21 protein-coding genes are annotated in these 22,107 nt (G+C 37.0%); 7 read left to right on the forward strand and 14 right to left on the reverse strand.

The window, feature by feature from the left end; all coding sequences use genetic code 11:
• Nucleotides 1–113 precede the first annotated feature (113 nt).
• From AC27HL_RS12555 to AC27HL_RS12600, 10 genes are all read right to left on the reverse strand, one after another.
• Complete coding sequence (locus AC27HL_RS12555) at nt 114–1,502, reverse strand: cbb3-type cytochrome c oxidase subunit I (protein WP_487081348.1); 1,389 nt, start codon at nt 1,500–1,502, stop codon at nt 114–116.
• Between the two features lie 4 nt (nt 1,503–1,506).
• Nucleotides 1,507–1,947, reverse strand: coding sequence for a c-type cytochrome (locus AC27HL_RS12560; RefSeq protein ID WP_487081349.1), 441 nt, complete (start codon nt 1,945–1,947; stop codon nt 1,507–1,509).
• Nucleotides 1,948–2,374: 427 nt separating this feature from the next.
• Entirely contained in the window at nt 2,375–2,656 is a 282-nt protein-coding gene (locus AC27HL_RS12565; protein WP_487081350.1) for a cytochrome C oxidase subunit IV family protein, read from the reverse strand.
• 21 nt (nt 2,657–2,677) lie between these two features.
• Nucleotides 2,678–3,310, reverse strand: coding sequence for a cytochrome c oxidase subunit 3 family protein (locus tag AC27HL_RS12570; protein ID WP_487081351.1), 633 nt, complete (start codon nt 3,308–3,310; stop codon nt 2,678–2,680).
• A complete protein-coding gene (locus AC27HL_RS12575) occupies nt 3,303–4,121 on the reverse strand; it encodes an AAA family ATPase (RefSeq protein ID WP_487081352.1) in 819 nt (272 codons plus the stop codon). The genes AC27HL_RS12570 and AC27HL_RS12575 overlap by 8 nt, the downstream gene beginning before the upstream one ends.
• Before the next feature lie 216 nt (nt 4,122–4,337).
• On the reverse strand, nt 4,338–4,655 hold the full coding sequence (locus AC27HL_RS12580) for a cupredoxin domain-containing protein (RefSeq protein WP_487081353.1): 318 nt from the start codon (nt 4,653–4,655) through the stop codon (nt 4,338–4,340).
• Between the two features lie 38 nt (nt 4,656–4,693).
• Complete coding sequence (locus AC27HL_RS12585) at nt 4,694–4,849, reverse strand: SpoIIAA family protein (RefSeq protein ID WP_487081354.1); 156 nt, start codon at nt 4,847–4,849, stop codon at nt 4,694–4,696.
• A 177-nt stretch (nt 4,850–5,026) separates the two neighbouring features.
• Complete coding sequence (locus tag AC27HL_RS12590) at nt 5,027–5,572, reverse strand: DinB family protein (RefSeq protein WP_487081355.1); 546 nt, start codon at nt 5,570–5,572, stop codon at nt 5,027–5,029.
• A 209-nt stretch (nt 5,573–5,781) separates the two neighbouring features.
• Nucleotides 5,782–7,575: a NapC/NirT family cytochrome c gene (locus AC27HL_RS12595; RefSeq protein ID WP_487081357.1), complete on the reverse strand. Its 1,794-nt coding sequence runs from the start codon at nt 7,573–7,575 to the stop codon at nt 5,782–5,784.
• Between the two features lie 136 nt (nt 7,576–7,711).
• Entirely contained in the window at nt 7,712–9,340 is a 1,629-nt protein-coding gene (locus AC27HL_RS12600; protein ID WP_487081358.1) for a cytochrome D1 domain-containing protein, read from the reverse strand.
• A 434-nt stretch (nt 9,341–9,774) separates the two neighbouring features.
• Here AC27HL_RS12600 and AC27HL_RS12605 point away from each other — a divergent pair, with 434 nt between their 5' ends.
• A complete protein-coding gene (locus AC27HL_RS12605) occupies nt 9,775–10,341 on the forward strand; it encodes a bacteriohemerythrin (RefSeq protein WP_487081359.1) in 567 nt (188 codons plus the stop codon).
• Nucleotides 10,342–11,243: 902 nt separating this feature from the next.
• On the opposite strand, the gene AC27HL_RS12610 is transcribed toward AC27HL_RS12605, so the two are convergent.
• Nucleotides 11,244–11,687, reverse strand: a complete 444-nt coding sequence (locus AC27HL_RS12610) for a universal stress protein (protein WP_487081360.1) — start codon at nt 11,685–11,687, stop codon at nt 11,244–11,246.
• A 34-nt stretch (nt 11,688–11,721) separates the two neighbouring features.
• Nucleotides 11,722–12,174, reverse strand: a complete 453-nt coding sequence (locus AC27HL_RS12615) for a cytochrome C (RefSeq protein ID WP_487081361.1) — start codon at nt 12,172–12,174, stop codon at nt 11,722–11,724.
• Nucleotides 12,175–12,595: 421 nt separating this feature from the next.
• On the opposite strand from AC27HL_RS12615, the gene sbcB reads away from it, so the two are divergent.
• On the forward strand, nt 12,596–14,071 hold the full coding sequence (gene sbcB, locus AC27HL_RS12620; protein WP_487081362.1) for an exodeoxyribonuclease I: 1,476 nt from the start codon (nt 12,596–12,598) through the stop codon (nt 14,069–14,071).
• Between the two features lie 24 nt (nt 14,072–14,095).
• On the opposite strand, the gene AC27HL_RS12625 is transcribed toward sbcB, so the two are convergent.
• Nucleotides 14,096–14,908, reverse strand: a complete 813-nt coding sequence (locus tag AC27HL_RS12625) for a hypothetical protein (protein ID WP_487081363.1) — start codon at nt 14,906–14,908, stop codon at nt 14,096–14,098.
• Nucleotides 14,909–15,104: 196 nt separating this feature from the next.
• Between AC27HL_RS12625 and AC27HL_RS12630 the strand changes: the two genes are divergently transcribed.
• The 3 genes from AC27HL_RS12630 (at nt 15,105) to AC27HL_RS12640 (ending at nt 17,792) form a co-directional block, all read left to right on the forward strand.
• On the forward strand, nt 15,105–15,965 hold the full coding sequence (locus AC27HL_RS12630) for an NAD(P)-dependent oxidoreductase (protein ID WP_487081364.1): 861 nt from the start codon (nt 15,105–15,107) through the stop codon (nt 15,963–15,965).
• Between the two features lie 122 nt (nt 15,966–16,087).
• Entirely contained in the window at nt 16,088–16,573 is a 486-nt protein-coding gene (locus AC27HL_RS12635) for a glutathione peroxidase (protein ID WP_487081365.1), read from the forward strand.
• A gap of 328 nt (nt 16,574–16,901) precedes the next feature.
• Nucleotides 16,902–17,792, forward strand: a complete 891-nt coding sequence (locus AC27HL_RS12640; RefSeq protein WP_487081366.1) for a TIGR02285 family protein — start codon at nt 16,902–16,904, stop codon at nt 17,790–17,792.
• A 294-nt stretch (nt 17,793–18,086) separates the two neighbouring features.
• Here AC27HL_RS12640 and AC27HL_RS12645 read toward each other — a convergent pair whose 3' ends face one another.
• Nucleotides 18,087–18,701, reverse strand: a complete 615-nt coding sequence (locus AC27HL_RS12645) for a hypothetical protein (protein ID WP_487081367.1) — start codon at nt 18,699–18,701, stop codon at nt 18,087–18,089.
• Nucleotides 18,702–19,033: 332 nt separating this feature from the next.
• On the opposite strand from AC27HL_RS12645, the gene AC27HL_RS12650 reads away from it, so the two are divergent.
• Complete coding sequence (locus AC27HL_RS12650; protein ID WP_487081368.1) at nt 19,034–20,578, forward strand: ATP-binding protein; 1,545 nt, start codon at nt 19,034–19,036, stop codon at nt 20,576–20,578.
• Nucleotides 20,575–21,936, forward strand: a complete 1,362-nt coding sequence (locus AC27HL_RS12655) for a sigma-54-dependent transcriptional regulator (RefSeq protein WP_487081369.1) — start codon at nt 20,575–20,577, stop codon at nt 21,934–21,936. The genes AC27HL_RS12650 and AC27HL_RS12655 overlap by 4 nt, the downstream gene beginning before the upstream one ends.
• Nucleotides 21,937–22,107: the final 171 nt, after the last annotated feature.

Consider the following 22,107-nt stretch of genomic DNA (forward strand, 5'->3'; position numbering starts at 1 on the left):
TCATAATTTATCGCTAACCTGAAAGGCAAAAATAAAGCCGTGATATCACTATCACGGCTTTATATAGACTAATTATAGTGAGAAATTCAAAATTTTGAATTCAAACTCATTTACTATGCGGCTGTTTTTTCTTTAACGAAAAAGCTAGCAAGGTAAGCAATAAGACCAATTAAGAATACAACACCAGCAATTTCACGTAACCAGTAGAAGATAGCTAATTTGTCTTGAGTTGCCATAAAGCTTAATGCTTCACCGCTTTCAGGTAAACGTTGTAACCAAACTTGTAGTACACCAGCGCCTGTTAGGAATAAAGTAATAAATACCATACCGACAGTCATTAGCCAGAAGCCCCACATTTCAGTTACTTGAGCTTTATTACAGTTTGCTTCACCAACACCACGTAACTTAGGCATAGCATATGACATTATCGTCATAACAATCATTGCGTATGCACCATAGAATGCCATATGTCCGTGAGCTGCTGTAATTTGCGTACCGTGAGTAAAGTAGTTCACAGGAGCAAGTGTGTGTAGGAAACCCCATACACCAGCACCTAAGAAAGCCATTACTGAAGTACCTAGTGCCCATAACGTTGCCGCTTTGTTCGGATGTTCACGACGACGACGGTTAACCATATTGAAAGCATAAAGTACCATAGCAAAGAAAGGTAACGGTTCAATTGCAGAGAAAATAGAACCAACCCACTGCCAGTACTCTGGCGTCATTAACCAGTAGAAGTGATGGCCAGTACCTAAGATACCTGAGATCAACGCCATAGCGATAATCACATATAACCATTTCTCGATAACTTCACGGTCAACACCAGTAACTTTGATTAATACGAATGCTAAGATTGCACCCATAATTAATTCCCATACACCTTCAACCCATAAGTGAACAACAAACCACCAGAAGTACTTATCAAGCGCTAAGTTAGTTGGGTTATAGAAAGCAAATAAGAAAAATACGGCTAAACCAATTAAACCCGTCATCATCACCATGTTGATAGCTGTTTTACGACCTTTCAAAATAGTCATGCCCAGGTTGTATAAGAAGCCTAATGCGACAACAACAATACCAATTTTAGTAATGGTTGGTTGCTCTAAGAACTCACGCCCCATGGTTGGCCATAAATCGTTACCTGTAATGTGCGCTAACGTTGCATATGGTACAAGTAAATAACCTAAGATAGTTAACACGCCTGCAGCAGCAAATATCCAAAATAAGGCAATTGCTAGTTTAGGGCTATGTAGTTCTGTTTCAGCTTCTTCTGGTACTAAGTAATACGCAGCACCCATAAAGCCAAAAAGTAACCAAACAATTAGCAAGTTAGTATGAACCATACGTGCTACGTTGAATGGAATTAAGCCACCGACAATATCGCCGACAACATATTGTAAACCCATGAGCAAACCAAATAAGATTTGGCCTACAAACAAGATCATAGCAAAAACAAAATAAGGTTTTGCAACGGCTTGTGATTGATATTTAAGAGTATTCACGCCATTATCCTTCTATGTTTGGTGGCCAGTTATTATCATCTAATTCAGAAGTCCACTTAAGGAATTCAGCTAGATCATCAATTTCTTGATCTGTTAAATGAAAATTAGGCATTTGACGACGACCAGGAATATTTAATGGTTGAGATTTCATCCAACCGCTAAAAAATGCCTTGAAGCCAGCTTCGCCACCGCGACGGTCATAAACATTAGCTAGCTCAGGAGCAAAGTAAGCACCTTCACCAATTAATGAGTGACAACCGACACAGTTGTTGTCTTCCCATAACGCCTTACCGCGCGCTACAGACTCAGTGATATTTTCTCGATGATCCCGTTTGGGCATCTCTTTGGTTGTGTGGAAAGTCAAAGCAAGAAATATTAGAAAGAAGAATACACTTCCACCGTAATAAATATTTCGAGCCATGCCTTTTGTAAAACGCTCTGACATGGTGTTTCCCTTATTAAAGAATAATGTAATAAAGCAAATTAATAATAGGACAATATTTATTTTTTCACCTTGATAAGAATCAAGTTTTTGAAGATGTGTAACAAAAAAATTCGAAAAAGTTTGAACTTTGTTAAAAATCAAATCCGCAACGCTGAAAAATTAAGTTATTTTGACAACTTAATGCTAAAGCCCTATTTTTAGTAAGGAAATTATTCGACGTTGCATTTCAGCTTTAGCACTTACCAAGCAATAACTATCTTGATATTTTCACTAATTTTCCAATGGCTTTATCAAGGGTTTTGGCAATACCGTATAACAAGAAGGTAATAAATTAAGTGGCTTATTATCAACAGCAAAAACAGAGATTATTGAAAGGTAATAAAGTTAGTCAGTACCGAATACCAAACAACAAATAAGATAAAAATGACTAAAGATAAATAATAGTTATCAGCAAAGGAATAATAACAACATAACTTAGCATTACATAACGCCAAAGCTTAGGCGCCTGCTTAAGCTCCATAAAAACATCAATAACTTGTTGCCCTTTCATTGCAATAATAAGCATCACAACAGCGATAAAAAGAAGTGAATTATTCGTCGGTGACTGAAAGTAGTAACCTGCGGCCACCGACGCAAACGTTAAAATCACTAACCAAAACCAGCTTAGCGCGAAGTGTTGTGAAGCTATTTTTTTGAGTAATTTGTTCATGGTAATAATCCCTCACTCAACCTAAATAACATAAATTAATGGAAAGAGAATAATCCACAATAAATCAACCATGTGCCAATAACATGCACCAGACTCAAAACCAGAAAATTCATTTTCAGTTGTTGGGTCATTGTATTTATCTTTATAGGCATTTACTGCCATGTATACCAAAATTACCATACCTAAAAGTATGTGCATAAAATGAAAAGCGGTAATTAAAAAATATAAGGTAAAAAATGTATTGGTTTCTATATCAATACCTTGTGAAAATAAGGCTTGGTATTCCCATAGTTTTAGTATGATATAAATGCTTGCAAAACATAAAGCATAAATGAGTTGTTTAACAGCTTTACGTTCTTGTTTATTGCGCATTAAATGCAAAGAGATAGCAACAAAATAGCTACTTGTAATTAAGGCAAGGGTGTTAATTAGGCCTGCCAGTTTATGCAGTTGTGCTTTACCTTGTGCGAACATTGCTAAATTTGAGTTTTCAGCAATAGCAAAACCAATGAAAAATATAGCGAAAACGGTGAGTTCAGCCAAAATGAAAAACCACATAGCGAGATCGCCCGGTAGTTTTTTAGCTTGATTTGTTTGAGATTGTGATGTTTTAGCAGCTAAAACATCACTTGATAGCGTGGTAAACTCAGGCATCAAAATAAATTTTCGCCACTTCCATTATCGAATTAACCGTTTGAATATCATCAGATAGTGGCTCAGCTAAACAGCACCGACACACTTCTATTGGATCCATACCCGCTGATATCATTTTGGCTGCATAAATTAATAAACGAGTTGACGCCACTTCTTCTAAATCATTTTCTTCTAAACGGCGTAACGCTTGCGCTAACTCAACCAATTTAAAAGCAATATTAGGTTCTACGCCAGTTTCTTTGATAATAATATCTTGCTCAACTTGAGTTTCTGGGTAGTCAAACCTTAATGCGACAAAACGCTGTCTCGTACTAGGTTTCATGCCTTTAAACAAGTTTTGATAACCTGGGTTATATGAAACAACCAACATAAAACCAGGTGCTGCTTCAATTAGCTCCCCCGTGCGCTCTAATGGCAAAATACGTCGGTCATCAGCCAGTGGATGTAATACCACAGTAGTATCTTTACGCGCCTCTACAACTTCATCTAAATAACAAATACCGCCTTCACGAACCGCCTTAGTTAACGGACCATCTTGCCAATACGTCCCCTCTGGCCCCACTAAATGGCGGCCAACTAAATCCGCTGCCGTTAAATCGTCGTGACAAGCAACGGTATAAAGAGGTTTATTGAGTTTCTCAGCCATATGCGCAACAAAGCGCGTTTTACCACAGCCCGTCGGTCCTTTGATCAGCACAGGTAATTGATGGCCGTAGGCGTATTCAAAAAGAGCAACCTCATTATCTTGTTCTTGATAAAACAAAGAATTGTCAGCCGTTTCGTCTATCGAATTTAAATTTACAGTAGTCATAATTTCCTATTTACACGCTTTCACTAAAGAACAACGAAATACCAAGTTAGAAAAGAATTCTCTCTTGATACAGAATATGCCGATAAAGTACGCTCATTCCATTGCGATGGCAATCAAGATTGTAATGTGAATGAATAGTGTTTGATTCCGATCAACCAAGCTACAAATTTTGCCTATTTGTGAGCAATGTCACTAAATCTTCTCAGTTTATAACTATTACTTTTCCGTTACGGTCACAACACCAGTCATTTTCGGGTGAGGGCCACATTCGTATGGAAATTTACCAACATCATTAAAGGTACGTTGATAACTTTCTCCCGGGAAAAAATAATCGGGCTCTTCTTTGTCAAGTTGTTTAAACCAAACGTTGTGATATTGGCGTTTTTCAATATTTTTCCAAATGACCGTATCACCTTTTTCAATGATGACTTCTGCCGGTGTAAATTTCTTTTTATAAACTTCAACAACAATATCTTTTGCATATGCACAGTTAAACGCGCCCAACAACAGGCACAGTGAAATAAAAGTGCGCATAAGTAACCTCCCTTATTTTCTATAATAGCTAGCTCACATTAATTATTAATCCAAAGTAGAGCTTCGTCTAGACTCTCAAAGTATTTTATTTCTCCAGTAACAAACCAAGCCCCTATTTTAACGCTAATTTTTTGCCAGTTTTTATTGCCATAAGTTGCGATTTTTTGAAATTCATTGTTTTGTTTCAAGACCAACTTAAAGTCATCCCAAGCAACGTGCCCCCCAACCTGCTAACTCTGTGCCATCAACAAGTACATTAACTTTTGGCGGCTTCACATGCGCTATATCAAACATTGAGTAGCTTTAAAATAAAATGAAAAATAATGGATATTTTCTCATTTTGTGATCGTGAAATTATATCGAATAGGTATTTAAAAACGTTGACTCCCCTCCGCAACAATAACAGGAAGGTCCATACAGCCATAATCAACCCCAAACTGACTTAAAACGCAAGTTAATTGGCCTCGATGATGGGTTTGATGGTTAAATAGATGCTGGAGAATATCTGCAGCAAGTTTACTGATAATTTCACCTTCAGTTGTTGTGTAAGTGATCATATTTTCAACTTCATCATCATTTAAGTTATCACAAAACTGTAGTAGTAAAAGGTCAACTTTTCGCCTCAATTCTTTAAGTTCATGAATATCCGTTGCGTAGACATCGGCGGGTGATTTGGCTAGAGGTAAACCAACAAAACTTTGTTGTGACAACATGCCAAGGTTATTTGCTGCTAAGCGCCTTAGTAAAATCAAATCACCAAAGAGTAAATGATTCCAATAATCGACAATATTTGAAAAAAACGACCTTGTGTCCGTGGTAAGTTGCGCTTGTGGTAAGGCTATACTCACTTGCATAAGCTGGCTATTAACCCGCAGGTTATATCGAGCCAACATCCTAAAATTCTTAATTAAACTCATCCTTATTCCCTGTTTAACTCCATCAATTACATCGAAGCCAACAATGTAGCAAGCGATTATTTAAAGAACAATAAACCCGGTTAGAACATTCTGTTCATAAATGCCATCTTTGCTAATAAAAAAGCCTTTTGTTTTCACAAAAGGCTTTTCAGTTCTTCGCTTAATTACATAAGCTAGTTAATGGGCTCTATCATTCGATAGCGCAACAATTACAGTTTTGCTGCATTAATCTCTACGTCAGCATTACCAAGCGCTAACTTATAACCAAATGATACATGATGGTAACGACCGCTGGTGTAATCATCATGAATGGCAAAACCAAAGTTATATACTGTACCTGCTTCAATATCGACATCGCCTGGCTTATCAGATTTCAGCTTACGCTTAACCATTACAGTCCAAGTGCCGTTTTCAAGTGTTGCGCTTACTTCACCACCCTGGCCACCGTGCATTTGACGTTCGGCTAAAATATAACCATCTTCAATTTTACCTTCACCGGCTTTATAGCGAACGATATCCATAAATTTATTCGCGTCTAATTCGGCTTTAATAGCTGCGTCGTCTTTTAACTGGTCCCAACCACCAAGAGCTTTACCACCACGACCTTTCAATTCAAGTTTAGTGCGCGACTCTTTCGTGTATTTTGTTAAGCCATTACTAAAGTCTAAACGTTTGGCTAAATCAGAGCCAAGTAACGCATCTTTTTCTGGTACAAATGGCATACCATTAACGTCGGCATGACATGTGCCCCAACAACCTGCTCTGTCAGCATATTCAACTTCATCTGTTGCAACCATGTACGCCAGTTTCATTGAGTTTGCAGGGTCCATCTTACCACCATCAACAAATGGTGCTGGTACATGGTCAGTTTCAGGCCAGCTGAACTTCAAGTATAAGTTTTCTGCATCATGTGCGGCATTAATAGTGACATCAAAGCTACCGCGTTTCCCAGGTATTAAGGCTGGGTCTTCAACTTTCTCACTTTCACCTGATGCTATGTTGTTACCAATATCAGCCACTTCATCACCGTGGCACTCGACACAACGGTCACCTTTGGTAAAGGCACGTTTACCACCGTGTTTACGGCCAAGTACCCATTCAATTGATGCTGTACCTGGGTAAAATACACTGATATCTGTTGAGTTAGATTTACCCCAATCAACATTAATATCACTACCATTTGCCGAAGGCTTATTACTTGCTTCAGCTTTTGTTGCTGAAGGTGCTGCCGTCATGTTACTTGTTGCTGCAGCTACCGCTTTTTCAATTTGCGCTTGCACTTTTGCATTTTCAGCTTCTTTTGCTGCTTTTGCTGCGGCCTTTTCTTTTGCTTCTTTCGCTTCAACTCTTGCTAAACCATCTTTATACATTTGCGGAATTTCACGAATGTAAGCCGGGTTTGGCGCTTCAATTGCTTCTAATTCTTCATCAGATAATTTATCTCTCACACCATGGTGTGCAATGCCTTTATGACAATCAATACATGTTTGTCCGGTTTCAAAAGCATTTAAATGTTGTTTACGGGCACGAGGTTTCTGAAATTCTGGATTCATAGATTCAAAGTTATGACAGTTACGACATTCTCTTGAATCAGTATCTTTCATTGCTTTCCAAACGCTTTTCGCCATAGTAAAGCGATGAGCATCAAATTTTTCTTTGGTATCAAGTTTGCCTGTTAACCAGCCATAAACTTCATATGAAGCTTGGATTTTACGAACCACTTTGTGAATCCAAGGCCTAGGTACGTGACAATCTGGACAACCAGCTCTTACGCCGGTTCTATTAGAATAATGTATGGTCGGTTTGTATTCTTGATAAACGTTGTCTTCCATTTCATGACAACCGATACAAAATTCGGTGGTATTTGTTGCTTCCATTGCGGTATTAAAACCACCCCAAAAGATAATACCAACGACAAAGAAGATCACCGCGCCTGATACCGTTGTACCAAGAATTAGTCGACGAGACCAAAAGCTGGGTTTATTTACTGTGTTATTTACCATAATTAACTCTTACAGAATAAAGCGAAAAAGCGTGGACATGGCAATTACCATGCCCACTAACCTAAGTTGATAAAGTGATATTTAAGTGAGGAGAATAGTCACAAACAATATCACCGACTATCAATTAAGTTCCTTACTAAGTTTTGTGGTTAGAACGGTTAAATACGTTGAATTTACCCGTTGGTGTAGTTAAACCTTTAATACGGTGCTTCTCTTTAAGAGTTTTTGCATCATATACAACGATTTCACCAGTAGGATTCTTCGCATCTGTACGGTTCCAAACTGAAACCCAAACTTCAGTACCATCTTGGTTAAACTCCATGTGAAGTGCAGCTTTACCTTCTTCTTCAGTTACACGAATAGTTTTAACAATTTCGTGAGTATCTTTATCAAATACTTGTACTGATTGTTGAACTTCTGGCTCAGGGTGTTTCAATTGGTCAGCCCAAACATATTGAGACGTTGGGTGAGTACGGATAAAGGCACCAGCACCGTCTGTTTCAACTTCATAACAAAGTTTCCACGCTTTGTCTGGGTGGTTGATTGGATCGTTACCCCAAACAGATACTAAACCAGTACCTAAGTGAGTAGTACCGCCTACAGGACCACATTCTTTATCAATCCAGTTAGCACCTGGACCTGGGTGTGGTAATGAATCAACATCAATTTGAGCTTCTAACTTACCAGTTTCTGTATCTACGATAACCATTTTGTTTGATGCGTTAGCAGCAATTTGGAAGTAACGACCAGTTGGATCGTAGAAACCATCGTGTAAGAATTCAGAAGACGCGATGCTAGTAATAGTTAAGTTATCTAAATCGCTGTAGTCAACTTGTAACATTTGACCCGTTTCTTTAACAGCAATGGTAAACTCTGATTTATTAGGAGAAGTGTAAACAGCTGCTACACGAGCTTCGTTAACAAACTCACCTTTAGTGTTGTAACCACGAGTTGAAACAACTTTAAGTGGGTTTAAGGTAACCGCATCCATGATAACGAAATGCGCAGGCCAGTAACCACCAGCAACTACGTATTTACCGTCACCAGAAACCGCGATATCACGAGCGTCATATGCCATTTTCGTTTCAGCAACTAACATTTTTTCAGGAGTTTGCCATAAATCGATTTTGTTAACTTTACCGTCACGACCTATGGTGTACCAAAAACGACCAACATCTTTCGCATGGTCAATTTTATGGTGCTCAGTACCTTTAATTACATGAACCGCGTAACCTGTATTGATATGCGTAATAACTTCTTTTGTATCACCATCAACGATTGCGGCAGTACCAGCATCACGTTCGATAACAACGAAGAAGTTTTTCCAGTTACGACCATGTAATGGTTTTGCTGGGTAATCTTTCGGTGCAACGTATTCTTTAGTGTGAGAGCGCATTTGTTCTAACGACATTTCCGGTGGAACCGGTGGAGTCATTTGAATAAACGTTGCCATATTAGCAATTTCTTCTTTGGTGAATAAATCATCAAAGTTATTCATGCCACCTTCAGTACCTAGAGCAATAATTTTCTCTAAGCGCTTTTGACCTTTTTTAAGGGTATTTTTTGGCTCAAGGTTTTTACCTGTAGCACCTTTACGCAAAGTACCGTGACAACCAGCACAACGTTGGAAGTACTGTAGCTGCGCTTTTTCAAAATCTGCTTCAGATAACGTTGGCTCTGCTGCAGATACTGACATACTGATACCAGTAGCTGCCATACCAATAGCTAAACCAAGTGCTGAAAGACTATACTTAATCGTTTTCATAGGATTATCTCCGTTTACAATATTAACTAGCTTCATGTTTAAAATGTGTGTTTCTTATCCATCTATAACTTCTATCAACTACTTTGTTATCTGACGCTCTTAACAAATGTAGACAATAGATAGACAAATTTGTAGTTTTTGCAACTTACTCTTTTTTTATTTATATCGATTAATTTGATCACTCAAATTTCATCGCTATGCTTAAATTCAAGAATAAATTTAAAGTAGTGCAACTATTCATTACTTTGCGAATTAAAAACCTGATGCAGATCAAGTTTTAAAAATATTCAAACGGAATGCATTTACAACTTGATCAAGGTCAACAAATAAAAAGGTTTTACGGGAATCTGTGACGATTCGTATTAGAATCAATGCGAGTTTAGTTAATCAGTTAACAATATAATTTAACCACATTTTTTATATGAGTATTATTTATGAATAGTCGCAGTAAATCTTTAATATACGCCGCCATAATTGGCTTAATTATTGTCGCCATATTTTTGGGTTTCCTATCAAGTATTACCAACCCAGTTTCATGGATACTTATTGCGGTATTAATTTTAATTCCAGTGTTTTATAAGAAAACAGTTAAAAACAATGAAATGGTGTGGAAAGATGAATATAGTGTCGGCATTGACAGCTTAGACAATGACCATAAAAAACTGATCAGTTTATTGAATCAATTTACTATGGCCTATGACTATGCCATGAGTGAAGAATATGAACGTGAAGCGTTAAATGACCTGATCAGCTATACCAAATATCACTTTGAACGCGAAGAGCAGTTATTAGAGCAACACGACTATCCGGATACAGTTGCACACAAAGAACAACACAAAAAAATGATAGAGCAAGTTAATGGCTTTATGGACTTATACAATGAAAAGGGTCATGACGCGTTGAATGAAATTAGCGAGTTTTTATCTAACTGGTTAATAAATCATATCAATGGCACGGATAAAGAATACAGTGCCCACCTTAATCAACACGGTGTAAATTAACAAATCAAACACATAGTAATTTTGTTGTTTTGTATATAAAGAAAGGGCCAGCGTTAACTGGCCCTACTTGCTATAAATTGACGATTTATAGCGTCTCTCGCTCCCTGTTAAATTCTTCCTTGAAAACACCCAATCCATTAGGTATTACACATACAAACTATATAGCGAGTGCCATCTAAATAGTTTGCCTGTTTACATCATTTGCCTACTGATATCGCAATTAATTTTCTCGGCTTGAGATCCTGGGCAAAAGCCAATTAAATACAATAACTATACTTTCAGCAAAATATCGATAGAAATTTTACTTTTAACTAGATATTTCAACATGTGCTAATTTTCGGGATCACCCCGCCATCACCTTTAGCTGTTGCTATTTATATAATTACGAGCACACAATTCCCATAAAAATATAAAGCTAACGATAACGTTGGTACTTCTTTAACCGTTTTCGGCGACGATTAAAGAAGTACGGTATTAAGTTAATATGACGGCTTAAACACCATCCCACTCACTTAATTCTTTTTGGCCTGAGTATTAACAAATTAAACTTTTTAAACTCAACCCAAAATAATCCTAGCTTCAATGATTAATAGAAGCCTATTCACGAAAAAACAACATTGCTATCAACACCTATAAAAACCTCGTCGTAATTTTTATAGACTTAACCTTTATTACTAAATTGGAGGGAGTAGTAATTTAGTTCAAGCTTGTAATTTAATTCGTAAATAGGTCTATACTGCTTCATCACTGTAGAACCTTTCACATCTTATACGGTTGCTCAGAAAACTAACTCAAGCAACCAAACAAGAATGATTCTCATTATCTATAAAATAAAAGCGATGTCAACACTTAAATGCAATTAATTCTCATTTGCATAGTAAGATTCAAATTTAGCAATATCTCTATGGCACCAAAACTATTGGTACACCAATGCGATGCGCGAGTTTATTTGCGACACTGCCAAGGAGCAAATCTATGACACGTGAGCGCCCTTGTCGCCCTACAAACACCATATTGGCATGTAGCGTTTTTGCTTGCTCTAGTATCACTTCAACCGGTTCCCCTTCCAGTACGTCACTACTAATATTAACGTTATGAGTATCATACGCATCTAGAATGGGTTTTATTACACGCTTACGAATGTTTATTTCTTCCTCACTTTTATTTAGCATTGGCCCAGAGATAACAGCATCTCCCATCATTAAGGGCTGCAAATAAGACCAATCCATAACGGTCAATAAACGAACTTTTGCACGACATTTCACCGCTAAGTTAATCGCTCGCTGTGCAGCTCTTTGAGCACATTCACTGCCATCAACGGCGACAAGATATAACAAGTCACTCATAACTCATCTCCGTTAAAAACGTAGTAGTAAATTTTTAATAGCCATAATATTGATAATTGGTATTGCGATAAGGCACAAGCTGGTATTTTCCTTGCAAAAACGTTACTAGATTAACAAGTTCAGATACTGTCATCACATCATTGTAAATTTTCATTTTAGATACTCCTTTCTCTTGAATACTCGCTAATGGATAGCCTTTAGCAAGTTTGTGAGAAGGATTTATTATTGAAGTAAGCAGCTCGGCATAAGTGGTGACTTTAGTCGACTTTCCGCCAAGTCGAATGGCAAAATCAGGATGATTAATTGTAGACGCCAATGGCTTAGTATCTTCTATGATATGACAAGATAAACATTGGTATTTTTGTAGTACAAGCTCACCTTGCTCTGCATTGCCCTCTGGTAAGCTAAACCCTCTTGGAGACTGTGGCCCTAAATCACAGCCTGCAACCATGATGATAGACAATATAGTTAAGATTATATACTTCATATTACCTCCAATATTCACGTTAATCGCCAGTGAAACTCAAGCTATTATGTAAAGTACTAGAAGAGATAATTAAAAATGGCAATCACGTCTCATGCACGTTCTTGAGACAGATCAATAATTCATAGTAAATTTTCTTCCCGGCCGATAAATGAAGACAAAATTGGAAGTAAAAAACGTATTTTACTCTGCTGTGCTCTAACAATTATTAGCAAACTAACCCAGTAACAATTCATTTATTTTTAATTAAAACCGCAACCATAGTCACAGCATTGTTTAACATGCTCTCTAATTCTGTTATCGTCGCAGGCATATAGCAATACCGCAATTAAAAGTGCTGTTTGCGTTTTAATCATTGGCTTAGTACGCACAATGCATTCACGTGTTACATTACCTAATAAAATAAAAATTTCAGTTGATTTATATGAACAACTCAAAACAAAATAAAACTAACAATAATGATATAGATCAGCCAACCATTCTTTGGCACGATTATGAAACTTGGGGAGTGTCACCTAAGTTTGATAAACCTTCACAATTTGCCGGTATTCGCACCGATTTAGACCTAAACATAATTGGTGAGCCTGAAATGTTTTATTGTCAGCCGCCACAAGATTATCTGCCACAACCTGAGGCCTGCTTAGTTACAGGTATTACTCCGCAAAAAGCGTTACGCGAAGGTTTAACAGAAGCTGAATTTGCCAAGCGCATTCATGATTTATTCTCTCAACCAAACACCTGTGTTGCCGGTTATAACAGTATACGCTTTGATGACGAAGTAACTCGCTACCTACTTTATCGTAACTTTTACGACCCCTACGCCCGCGAATGGCAAAATGGTAATAGCCGTTGGGATATTATCGATATGGTACGTGCATGTTATGCATTGCGCCCAGAAGGTATCGAATGGCCAACTATTGAACGAGATGATGAGCAAGTAGTTAGTTTTCGTTTAGAATTACTAACAAAAGCTAATGGTATTGCCCATGAAGCCGCTCATGATGCCATGAGTGATGTCTACGCGACAATTGCCATGGCAAAGCTCATTAAAGAAAAGCAACCTAAATTATATGAATTTATTTTTAACTTAAAAAATAAAAAACAGGTTGCTGAGCTTATTGATGTCTATAACATGACACCAGTTGTACATACCTCAAGTAAAGTATCTTCGGCGCACGGTTGTACTAGTTGGTTTGCCCCTGTGTGTTATCATCCGGTGAACAAAAACGCTGTTGTTGCAATAGATCTAGCCAGAGACCCGTCACCATTATTTAACTTGTCTAGCGAAGAAATTAAAGCGCGTTTATATACCCGTTATGACGAATTGGCTGACGATGAATTGCCAATTCCTATTAAGTTGATCCACTTAAATAAGTGCCCAGTTGTCGCACCAGCCAAAACACTACTACCTGAAAATGCACAGCGGTTAGATATTCCACGAGAGCTTTGTTTGAGTAATCTTAAAAAGCTTAAAGAATTTGGTGAGTTAAGAGATAAACTTACCGACGTGTTTGCTAATAACGATTTTGGTGATGAAGATATTGATGCCGAATTTGCCCTTTACGGCGGAAAGTTTTTCTCGCATAGCGATAAGGCGCAAATGGAAATTTTACACCAATTACCGCCAGAGCAGCTCGCCACACATCCGTTTCAATTTCAAGATAGCAGACTAGCAACTTTATTATTTCGATATCGAGCGAGAAACTTTCCGTTAACACTAACCGATAGCGAACAACAAAAATGGCAAGCACATTGCCAAAATCGTATTCAATACGGCGCTAATGGTTTACTAAGTGCAGACGAATTTATGATCAAATTAGAAAACTTAGCGTTTGAGCACGAAAACAACACTGAAAAAATGCAAATATTAAAAACGCTGTTTGAATATATTAATAAATAATCTATTTACCATGTAAAGAGTTGGCTAATTTGGCGTTAGTGAACTCTTTAAATGCAGTACTTTTCTTTGCTTTAAGTTTAACATTTTTAGCGCACTACCAAAGCATTCTTGAAATAACAATTGGTAGCTACCATCTGCTAACGCCAATTCAAAACCTTTTTCTATGATACTAGCTAATTCATGGTTATCTTTGCCAACAAAAAAATAATACGAGGTTGGATACTTTAGTAACAAAGATTTTTCAACCGCTAACTGCTCAGACTGCACAGAATTTAGCTCTCGAGTAACTTCTAATACCGAACGAGGAAAATAATCTGCTAAACCATTTTCAATGGCTTTATACATTTGTGAAAAAGGTAAACTACCATCGACATCGAGCTTGTTTTCAATAAAAATTTGATAGTCTGGCCAATCAAAACGCTGTATTGCTAACAACTTTCCTAAATCAGCTAAACTATTAACATCATTAAATATTGCTTGCTTATCTTTATCTATAATAAATACACGCCAGCCAATAAATCCTTGATACAAAGGTATTCGAATCGGGATAAGAGATTGCTCTCGCTCATAGGTTGTTACACTCCAAGTTAAGTCAATAACGCCAGTACTATTTAACTCTTTTAGTGCCCTGCCTTGGCTAATGCTTTCTTTGGCATATTCAAGTTCTAGCTTAATATTTTGCTTAGCAAAAATAACCCGCAATAGCTTTTCAATAAACGGATTTCTAACTTTAAAAGGCGTACTGGGGCCAGGAATAACTATGTGAACCGTAACGGGGGCTGCAATTGTCGGGAAAGCAGTTAACAGCATAAAAATGACAAGATAGCGAAAGCGCATAATAACAACTCAATAGTTAGCCATCCTTGAAGGTTTTATTCATTATAGAATAAAACTAACAGCTAAAGTAATGACGATATTGCTGAAATTAAAATCAGCACTTTATAAAATACAAAACCACAGCTAAATAGCTAATAATTACTCCTAAAGATATGTTATAAACATCAACAACTTTAATTGCAGTAGATTGAACAATATGAAAAAAGTATCTTTTATCGGCTTAGGCGTAATGGGTTTCCCCATGGCGGGACATTTGCAAAAATCAGGCTATCAAGTAACCGTTTATAATCGTACCCAAAGTAAAGCGAAAGCTTGGGTTGATCAATACGGTGGTGATATGGCAACAACCCCCGCACAAGCCGCTAAAAATAGTGATATTGTTTTTGTATGTGTTGGTAATGATGATGACTTAAAACAAGTCATTCTAGGAGCCAATGGCGCATTTTCAGGCATGAAAGCCGATGCAATTCTTGTTGACCATACCACAGCCTCTGCAACTGTTGCCCGAGAACTAGCACAACAAGCTAACTCCATTGGTTTAACCTTTCTAGATGCGCCAGTTTCTGGTGGTGAAGCCGGCGCCGTCAACGGTCAGTTATCAATTATGGTTGGCGGTGAAGCAGCAGCTTATCAAACCATAGAACCGGTTATGCAAGCCTATGCAAAATTTAGTAAATTACTTGGCCCTATAGGTAGTGGCCAACTGGCAAAAATGATGAATCAAATCTGTATTGCTGGGGTTGTACAAGGCCTAGCTGAAGCTTTGCATTTTGGCAAAAATGCTGGCCTTGATTGCGCGCAAGTTGTTGAGGTTATAAGCCAAGGTGCTGCTGGCTCTTGGCAAATGGACAATCGTCATAAAAGTATGATCAATGGCGAATACGACTTTGGCTTCGCCGTTGATTGGATGCGAAAAGATCTCGATATTGCGCTAACCGAAGCAAAAAATAATGGTTCAACCTTACCGCTGACAGCACTTGTTGACCAATTCTATGCTGACGTACAAAAAAATGGCGGTAACCGCTGGGACACGTCAAGTTTACTCACCCGTTTATAAATAAGCCTTTAGCACTATCAAGCTAGATTATTGTTTTAAAAACTTTCATCTAGCTTAGTCATTGTGTATTTCAGCTTATTGCCTTATTCTGTGTGTTATATTGATCCGACCAGTTGAACAAAATGACAACTCAAACTATATACACTTTTGGTGCTGATAATTATAAAAATGAAACAATTGATTTTACTAAATATCAAGGTAAAACATTACTAATAGTCAACACAGCAAGTGCTTGCGGCTTTACTCCACAATATGCTGGTTTAGAAGAGCTTTACCAGCAATACAAAGATAAAGGTTTTGAAGTACTTGCATTTCCTTGTAACCAATTTGGCCAACAAGAAAAAGGTGACAACAGCGAAATTAAGCAATTTTGTGATCTCAACTTTAATATCTCGTTTGAGTTATTTAGCAAAATTGACGTTAATGGCGATACCACTCACCCGTTATACAAGCACCTAAAGCAGCAAGCACCTGGCATATTAGGTAGTAAACGTATTAAGTGGAATTTTACTAAGTTTTTAATCAACCGTGATGGTGAAGTAGTTAAACGCTACAGCCCGACCACTAAGCCTGAGCAACTTAAGTCTGATATTGAAGCCCTGTTGTAAACTTTGAATGTAGAGTTAAGTATATAGCTTTAATACTTAACTCAGGCTAATAATTATTTATTAAAAATCACTTCTGCTTAAAAAATAACTAACATCACTTTTATTTAGTATTCATGCTAAACAACTACACTTTAAGGCTTGATGTTATCGCACCAAGTTCATTAGAAAAGCATATTGCGTTCTCACTTGCCAATTGTGCGTTAGTTACTGGTTGAAATACATGTTTTGAATAGGCTTAAGAAACAGCTTTATTTTAGTCAAAATTCCAACTAAGCTTCTCTTTATAGACACTAACGATATCCTTACTTTAAGGTGCTCTCCAATATTAATGACCTATCTCGAAAACCTCCAAAAAATAAATTTTATTAAATGTTTATTAATATTCATTCTTCTTATAACCAGTTATTCACTTAGTGGAAAAGAAAGCATAATATATTGGCAAACAGATCATAGACCTCCTGCCTCAATTTTACACGGCCCTCATCAAGGAAAAGGGTTTATTGATCGTATTCGTAACAGTTTAACCAACCAACTTACTCAATATCAGCATATTAATACTGTCAGCGGCTTAGATACCTTATTTGATGACATGAAGCGAGGAAAGAATATCTGCCATCCTCTATTATTTGTAACTGAACAGAGAAAAAAACATGCTTACTTTTCAATACCTGTAACAATCACGCCTTCGATACGTGTTGTTATGAAAGCTGATTTATCTCAACTATTGGCCTTAGAGGAACCGATTGATTTAGAACAGCTTTTTAACAGCAAAAGAACATTTGCCACTATCAAAGGGCGCTCTTATGGGAAGTTCATTGATAAAGCAATTAGCAAACAATACAATAGTTACTCTCATGCCAAAATAAGTGTTACCGACAACACAAGGTTGTTTAAATTATTAGAACGAGACCGTGTTGACTTTACTTTTACGTTTCCATTTGAACTTAATTATTATCAAACATATAGTAACGATACTCAATTTAACGCGTTCACTATTTCTGGTTTAAGCGATTACACATTGGGCAGCGTAGCTTGTACTAAGAATGCATGGGGAAAGTCTGTGATAGAAAGCGTTAACAAGGTGCTATTACAACAACGTAAACAAGAAAACCATATCCCAACAATGAATTACTGGTGGCCTGAAGAAAGTAAAAAAGAAGCATTTATAAGGTTTTATCAAGATGTTTTTCTAAAAAATAACGATAACAATTTACAATAGTTTTTGAACTGTATCATTATATTAAACTTATAATGGTCTTATTGCTCTTCTGTCCCGCTTATCTATATCAACTATTAATATCTGGGTAATAACAAACTATCTCTTTTATACATAGAGACAACTCCGCCTGCTGATATAGCGTCAGTGCAATAAGTATTTTACATTTCTTTGTTTTTATATTTTCAAATTTAGTTAATACTAATCAAACTATTAGCCCAAACGCTAATAACAATAAAGCCAGCAAAATTTTGCTGGCTTTAATTTAAATATTTTTTGGAATAACCTAATTATAAACTATCTTTTAGCATCTAAGGCTTGCTGAATTTTATCTAACTCTTCAGCACTAAATTTTCCAAATTCTAACATACTAATAATGGCGGAAGCTTTCATATCGCCACCATGCTTAAATTTAAAAACTTTATGCTCGCCATCACCCGTAAACTCTTTAATAATATGCTTTTCAATATCAAGTTTATGATCACCATCATTCTCAATAATAATCACATTATCACTATCACCGCTGGTTACCCAACGCATCTCTTCACCATGTCCTTTGCTGCCAGACAAAACAAAAAGGTTTTCAGATAAATTTGATAGTTCATTAAGTAATTTTTCACGCACATCTTCAGGTACATCTTGTAAATACTCAGCCAACTGCGATTCATCAGATAATGCCGAATGTGGAATAGATACGTTAACCATGTCGCCATTATTATCAACAAAAAGTTTAACGTTTTTACCATGCTCTGCTTCAATAGAAATTTCACGCACTTCTTTGTGAACCTCGTTATCAGTAGCCATTGCTAAAGCAGACATACTACTAATAGCGCCACCTAATGAAAGAATAATTGCCGCGGTTAACTTAGTAAGTTTATTGTTTTCAATACGTAATTTGTTAAGTAGTGTCATGTGATATTTCCTTGTTGATTATCTGTTATGTTATTAGCGTGAATTAGTTTCACTTACTCACTTGTTACAGCCAAAAGCATACCAACCAAGCAATTTAACTAAATATCAATAACTTAAATATTTGTATCAAAAATATCAGCATTTAGCGATCAGCAGAATAACCTGATATAAGGAATCAACTTTCCTGATATCAGGATATTTTTCATATTAATTAAAGCGTTTATCAGTAAATAAAACTAAGCTGTTGTTTTAATTGCTTTTAATAAACATAAGAAATTGGCATTATACTTGTTATATTCAATGTAATGATAAAAACCACTAAGTATAAAAATATGTCGTTAAGAAGTTATTTATTCAGCCTAATTGGTGGGCTGATAATTCTACTCACCGTTAGCCAGTTATTTCTTGTGCATTGGATAGAAGATAACCTGGCAATTGAGGTCAACACAAAAGCGAAGTTTTTAAGCGAACAAGTTATCGAGCTTGCGCTAGAAGAGTTTGACCAAACAAGTGAAAACGGCAAAATATTTCGCCACAAAATAATCAGAGAAAGCAATGTGCCGCATGCCCCCTTTAAGAGTGAAGAAGAGCTTACACAGCTGATAGAGGAAATTGCCCCTGAAGTTCAATTTATCAATAAAGATGATAATACAGTAACCGTAACGGTGGATAGCAATGGGCACTTTGCATATCAGCAAAAAGAGCATGTTGAAAATGTGCCGCCTGAAAATGCGAAACATTCTAAAGCGAGCAATACAGACACTAATAATGGCGAAAGCAACGAGCGCCATATCATTAAACGAGAGCTAAAATCTTTAGTTGAAAAAATTCATAATGACAATAAAGCGACGCTCACCAAAAACAATGATGTAGCTATTTTTGTCAGCTCGCCTGAAATTGTCAGCGAACGCTGGATAGGCCAAGAGTCAGCTATAACACAAAGTAGCACAAGCCAACTTATTGATTATATTCAATGGGTGCTGATTGCTTGCGGAACCTTTGCACTGATCTTAGCCTATTGGTTAAGTGTGCAGTTTAATAAACCATTAAAGAATTTAAGTGCTGGCTTTAAAAAGCTGGCTAAAGGTAATTATAATCATCAAGTAGTTGAAAGTGGAGTTAATGAAATTCGCCAAACTATCAGCCACTTTAATGACATGGTTAAGCACCTAAATGAACTTACCCAAGCTGCAAAGCAGCACAGCGAAATAGCACATTTGGCTGAGCTTGGTGAAGTTAGCCGAGGTTTAGCTCATGCTTTACGCAACCCTATTCACACTATAGGGCTATCAATTGAGCAAATATCTGATAATGAGTTATCAGCGGCTCAGCGACAAAGTTTAATTGCCATGGTGCAAAATAAAATCACCCATATTGACAGTAATATTAAAGCATTACTGACATTAACAACCACAGGTATTAATCGCCAAGATACTGTACCAATTTTAGCTGTTGTACAAGATATACTGCTTGAATATAAATCTTGCCAAAATAAGCCGCAAACATTTATCACAAATATTGCTTCAAACATTGAAATATTAGCCGCCGAGTCAGAAATTAGAAGTATTTGCCATACGCTAATTTATAATGCCTGCGACGCAAACCCTGTTCATGGTGAAGTCAGGATATCTGCAAAAATATCAGATAATAACTACCTTATTTTAACGGTAGAAGATCAAGGTGAAGGTCTTGTAGAGTCCATTAAAAACAAACTATTTCAGCCGCATATTTCAACAAAACCCGAAGGTGCAGGCATGGGACTTTATATTGCCAACCGGATAATATCATTGCACTATCACGGACAACTTACACTTGAAAATGCCTCAGACATTGGTTGTATTGCCACAGCGAAATTTAAGAAAAAGGAAAACTTATGACCGAACTTTGTACGGTACTAGTTGTTGAAGATGAACCAGATCAACGTGCGCTAATTTGTGACATTCTCAGTGCCAGCGGCTATAAAATATTACAAGCAGATTGCGTGGAAAGCGCCATTTTAACCATCAAAGAAAAACCTATCGATGTGGTATTCTCTGATTGGAAACTAGCTGAACTATCTGGTATTGACCTGCTCAATTACTGCCGTAAAAATATTGCTGAAGTCGGCTTTGTCATTGCAACGGCTTACGGCACTATTAACCATGCAGTTCAAGCACTTCAACAAGGTGCTGATGATTATATTCCGAAACCTTTTAAGCGCCAAGAGTTGTTACTAACGATAGAAAAGGCGTTGAAAGCTAGAAAACTACGTGGACAAAATACCGAATTATCTGCTCGGCTATCAGAGCAAAATAAACTGGTTGGTTTAGTTGGAAAAGCGCCTTGCATGCAAAAGGTTTATCAACGCATCGACAAAGTTTCAGCAACCAATGCAACTGTGCTTATTTTAGGAGAAAGTGGTACTGGTAAAGAGCTTGCCGCACGAGCTTTACATGAAAAATCTGATAGAAAGCATGAAAAGTTTATTGCAATTAATTGCGGCGCCATTGCTGAATCAATTGCTGAGGCTGAACTGTTTGGGGCGGAAAAAGGCGCTTTTACAGGCGCCAACACGTTAAAAATTGGCCGATTTGAAGCTGCCGACAAAGGCACAATATTTCTTGATGAAATTGGCGAGTTAAGTGCAACATTACAAGCTCACTTATTACGTTTCTTACAGGAAGGCACTATTACGCGTTTAGGTAGCAATGAAGAGATCAAATTAGATATCAGAGTAATAGCGGCTACCCATAGAAACTTACAACAAGACGTAAGCACGGGCGCTTTTCGAGAAGACCTTTATTATCGGCTCAATGTTGTGCCAATTGATATGCCGCCATTAAGAGAGCGTCAACAAGACATCGCCATTTTAGCTGACCACTTTATTGCCTACCACGCTAAGCAATATCAATGTCAGCCAGCCAAGTTATCTAATGATTTATATCGTCAACTTTTAGAGTATCATTGGCCAGGTAATGTTCGCGAACTATCAAACCGCATCGAACGCTTTGTTTTACTCAACGATGAAACTGAATTAACACAAAACTTTAACAGCAATTCAGCTCAAGAAAATACTGAGAATATGCCAGTTTTCAACTTACCAGAACAAGGCTTTTGCTGGCATCAATTTGAGCGTGACTGTTTATCAAAAACTTTGACCTTAAATAATGGTAACAAAACCAAAGCGGCAAAGTATCTAAATATGTCATACAAAGCATTTTTGTATCGTTTAGAAAAATTTGAAATAAAAAGCTAAATTACATACGGCAATTGTCATGATATGTTTCGGGTTTATATTGCTTTATTACCAGTACAGGTTTTTAATTACCAATATGTATAATAAGCCGGTATACATGCTCTAAACTTAAGTTAAGGCACGCAATATTGTTGCTGCTAAAAGTTGCCTTGTAACTAAACAATGCAATTG

Source organism: Colwellia aquaemaris, assembly GCF_057548755.1.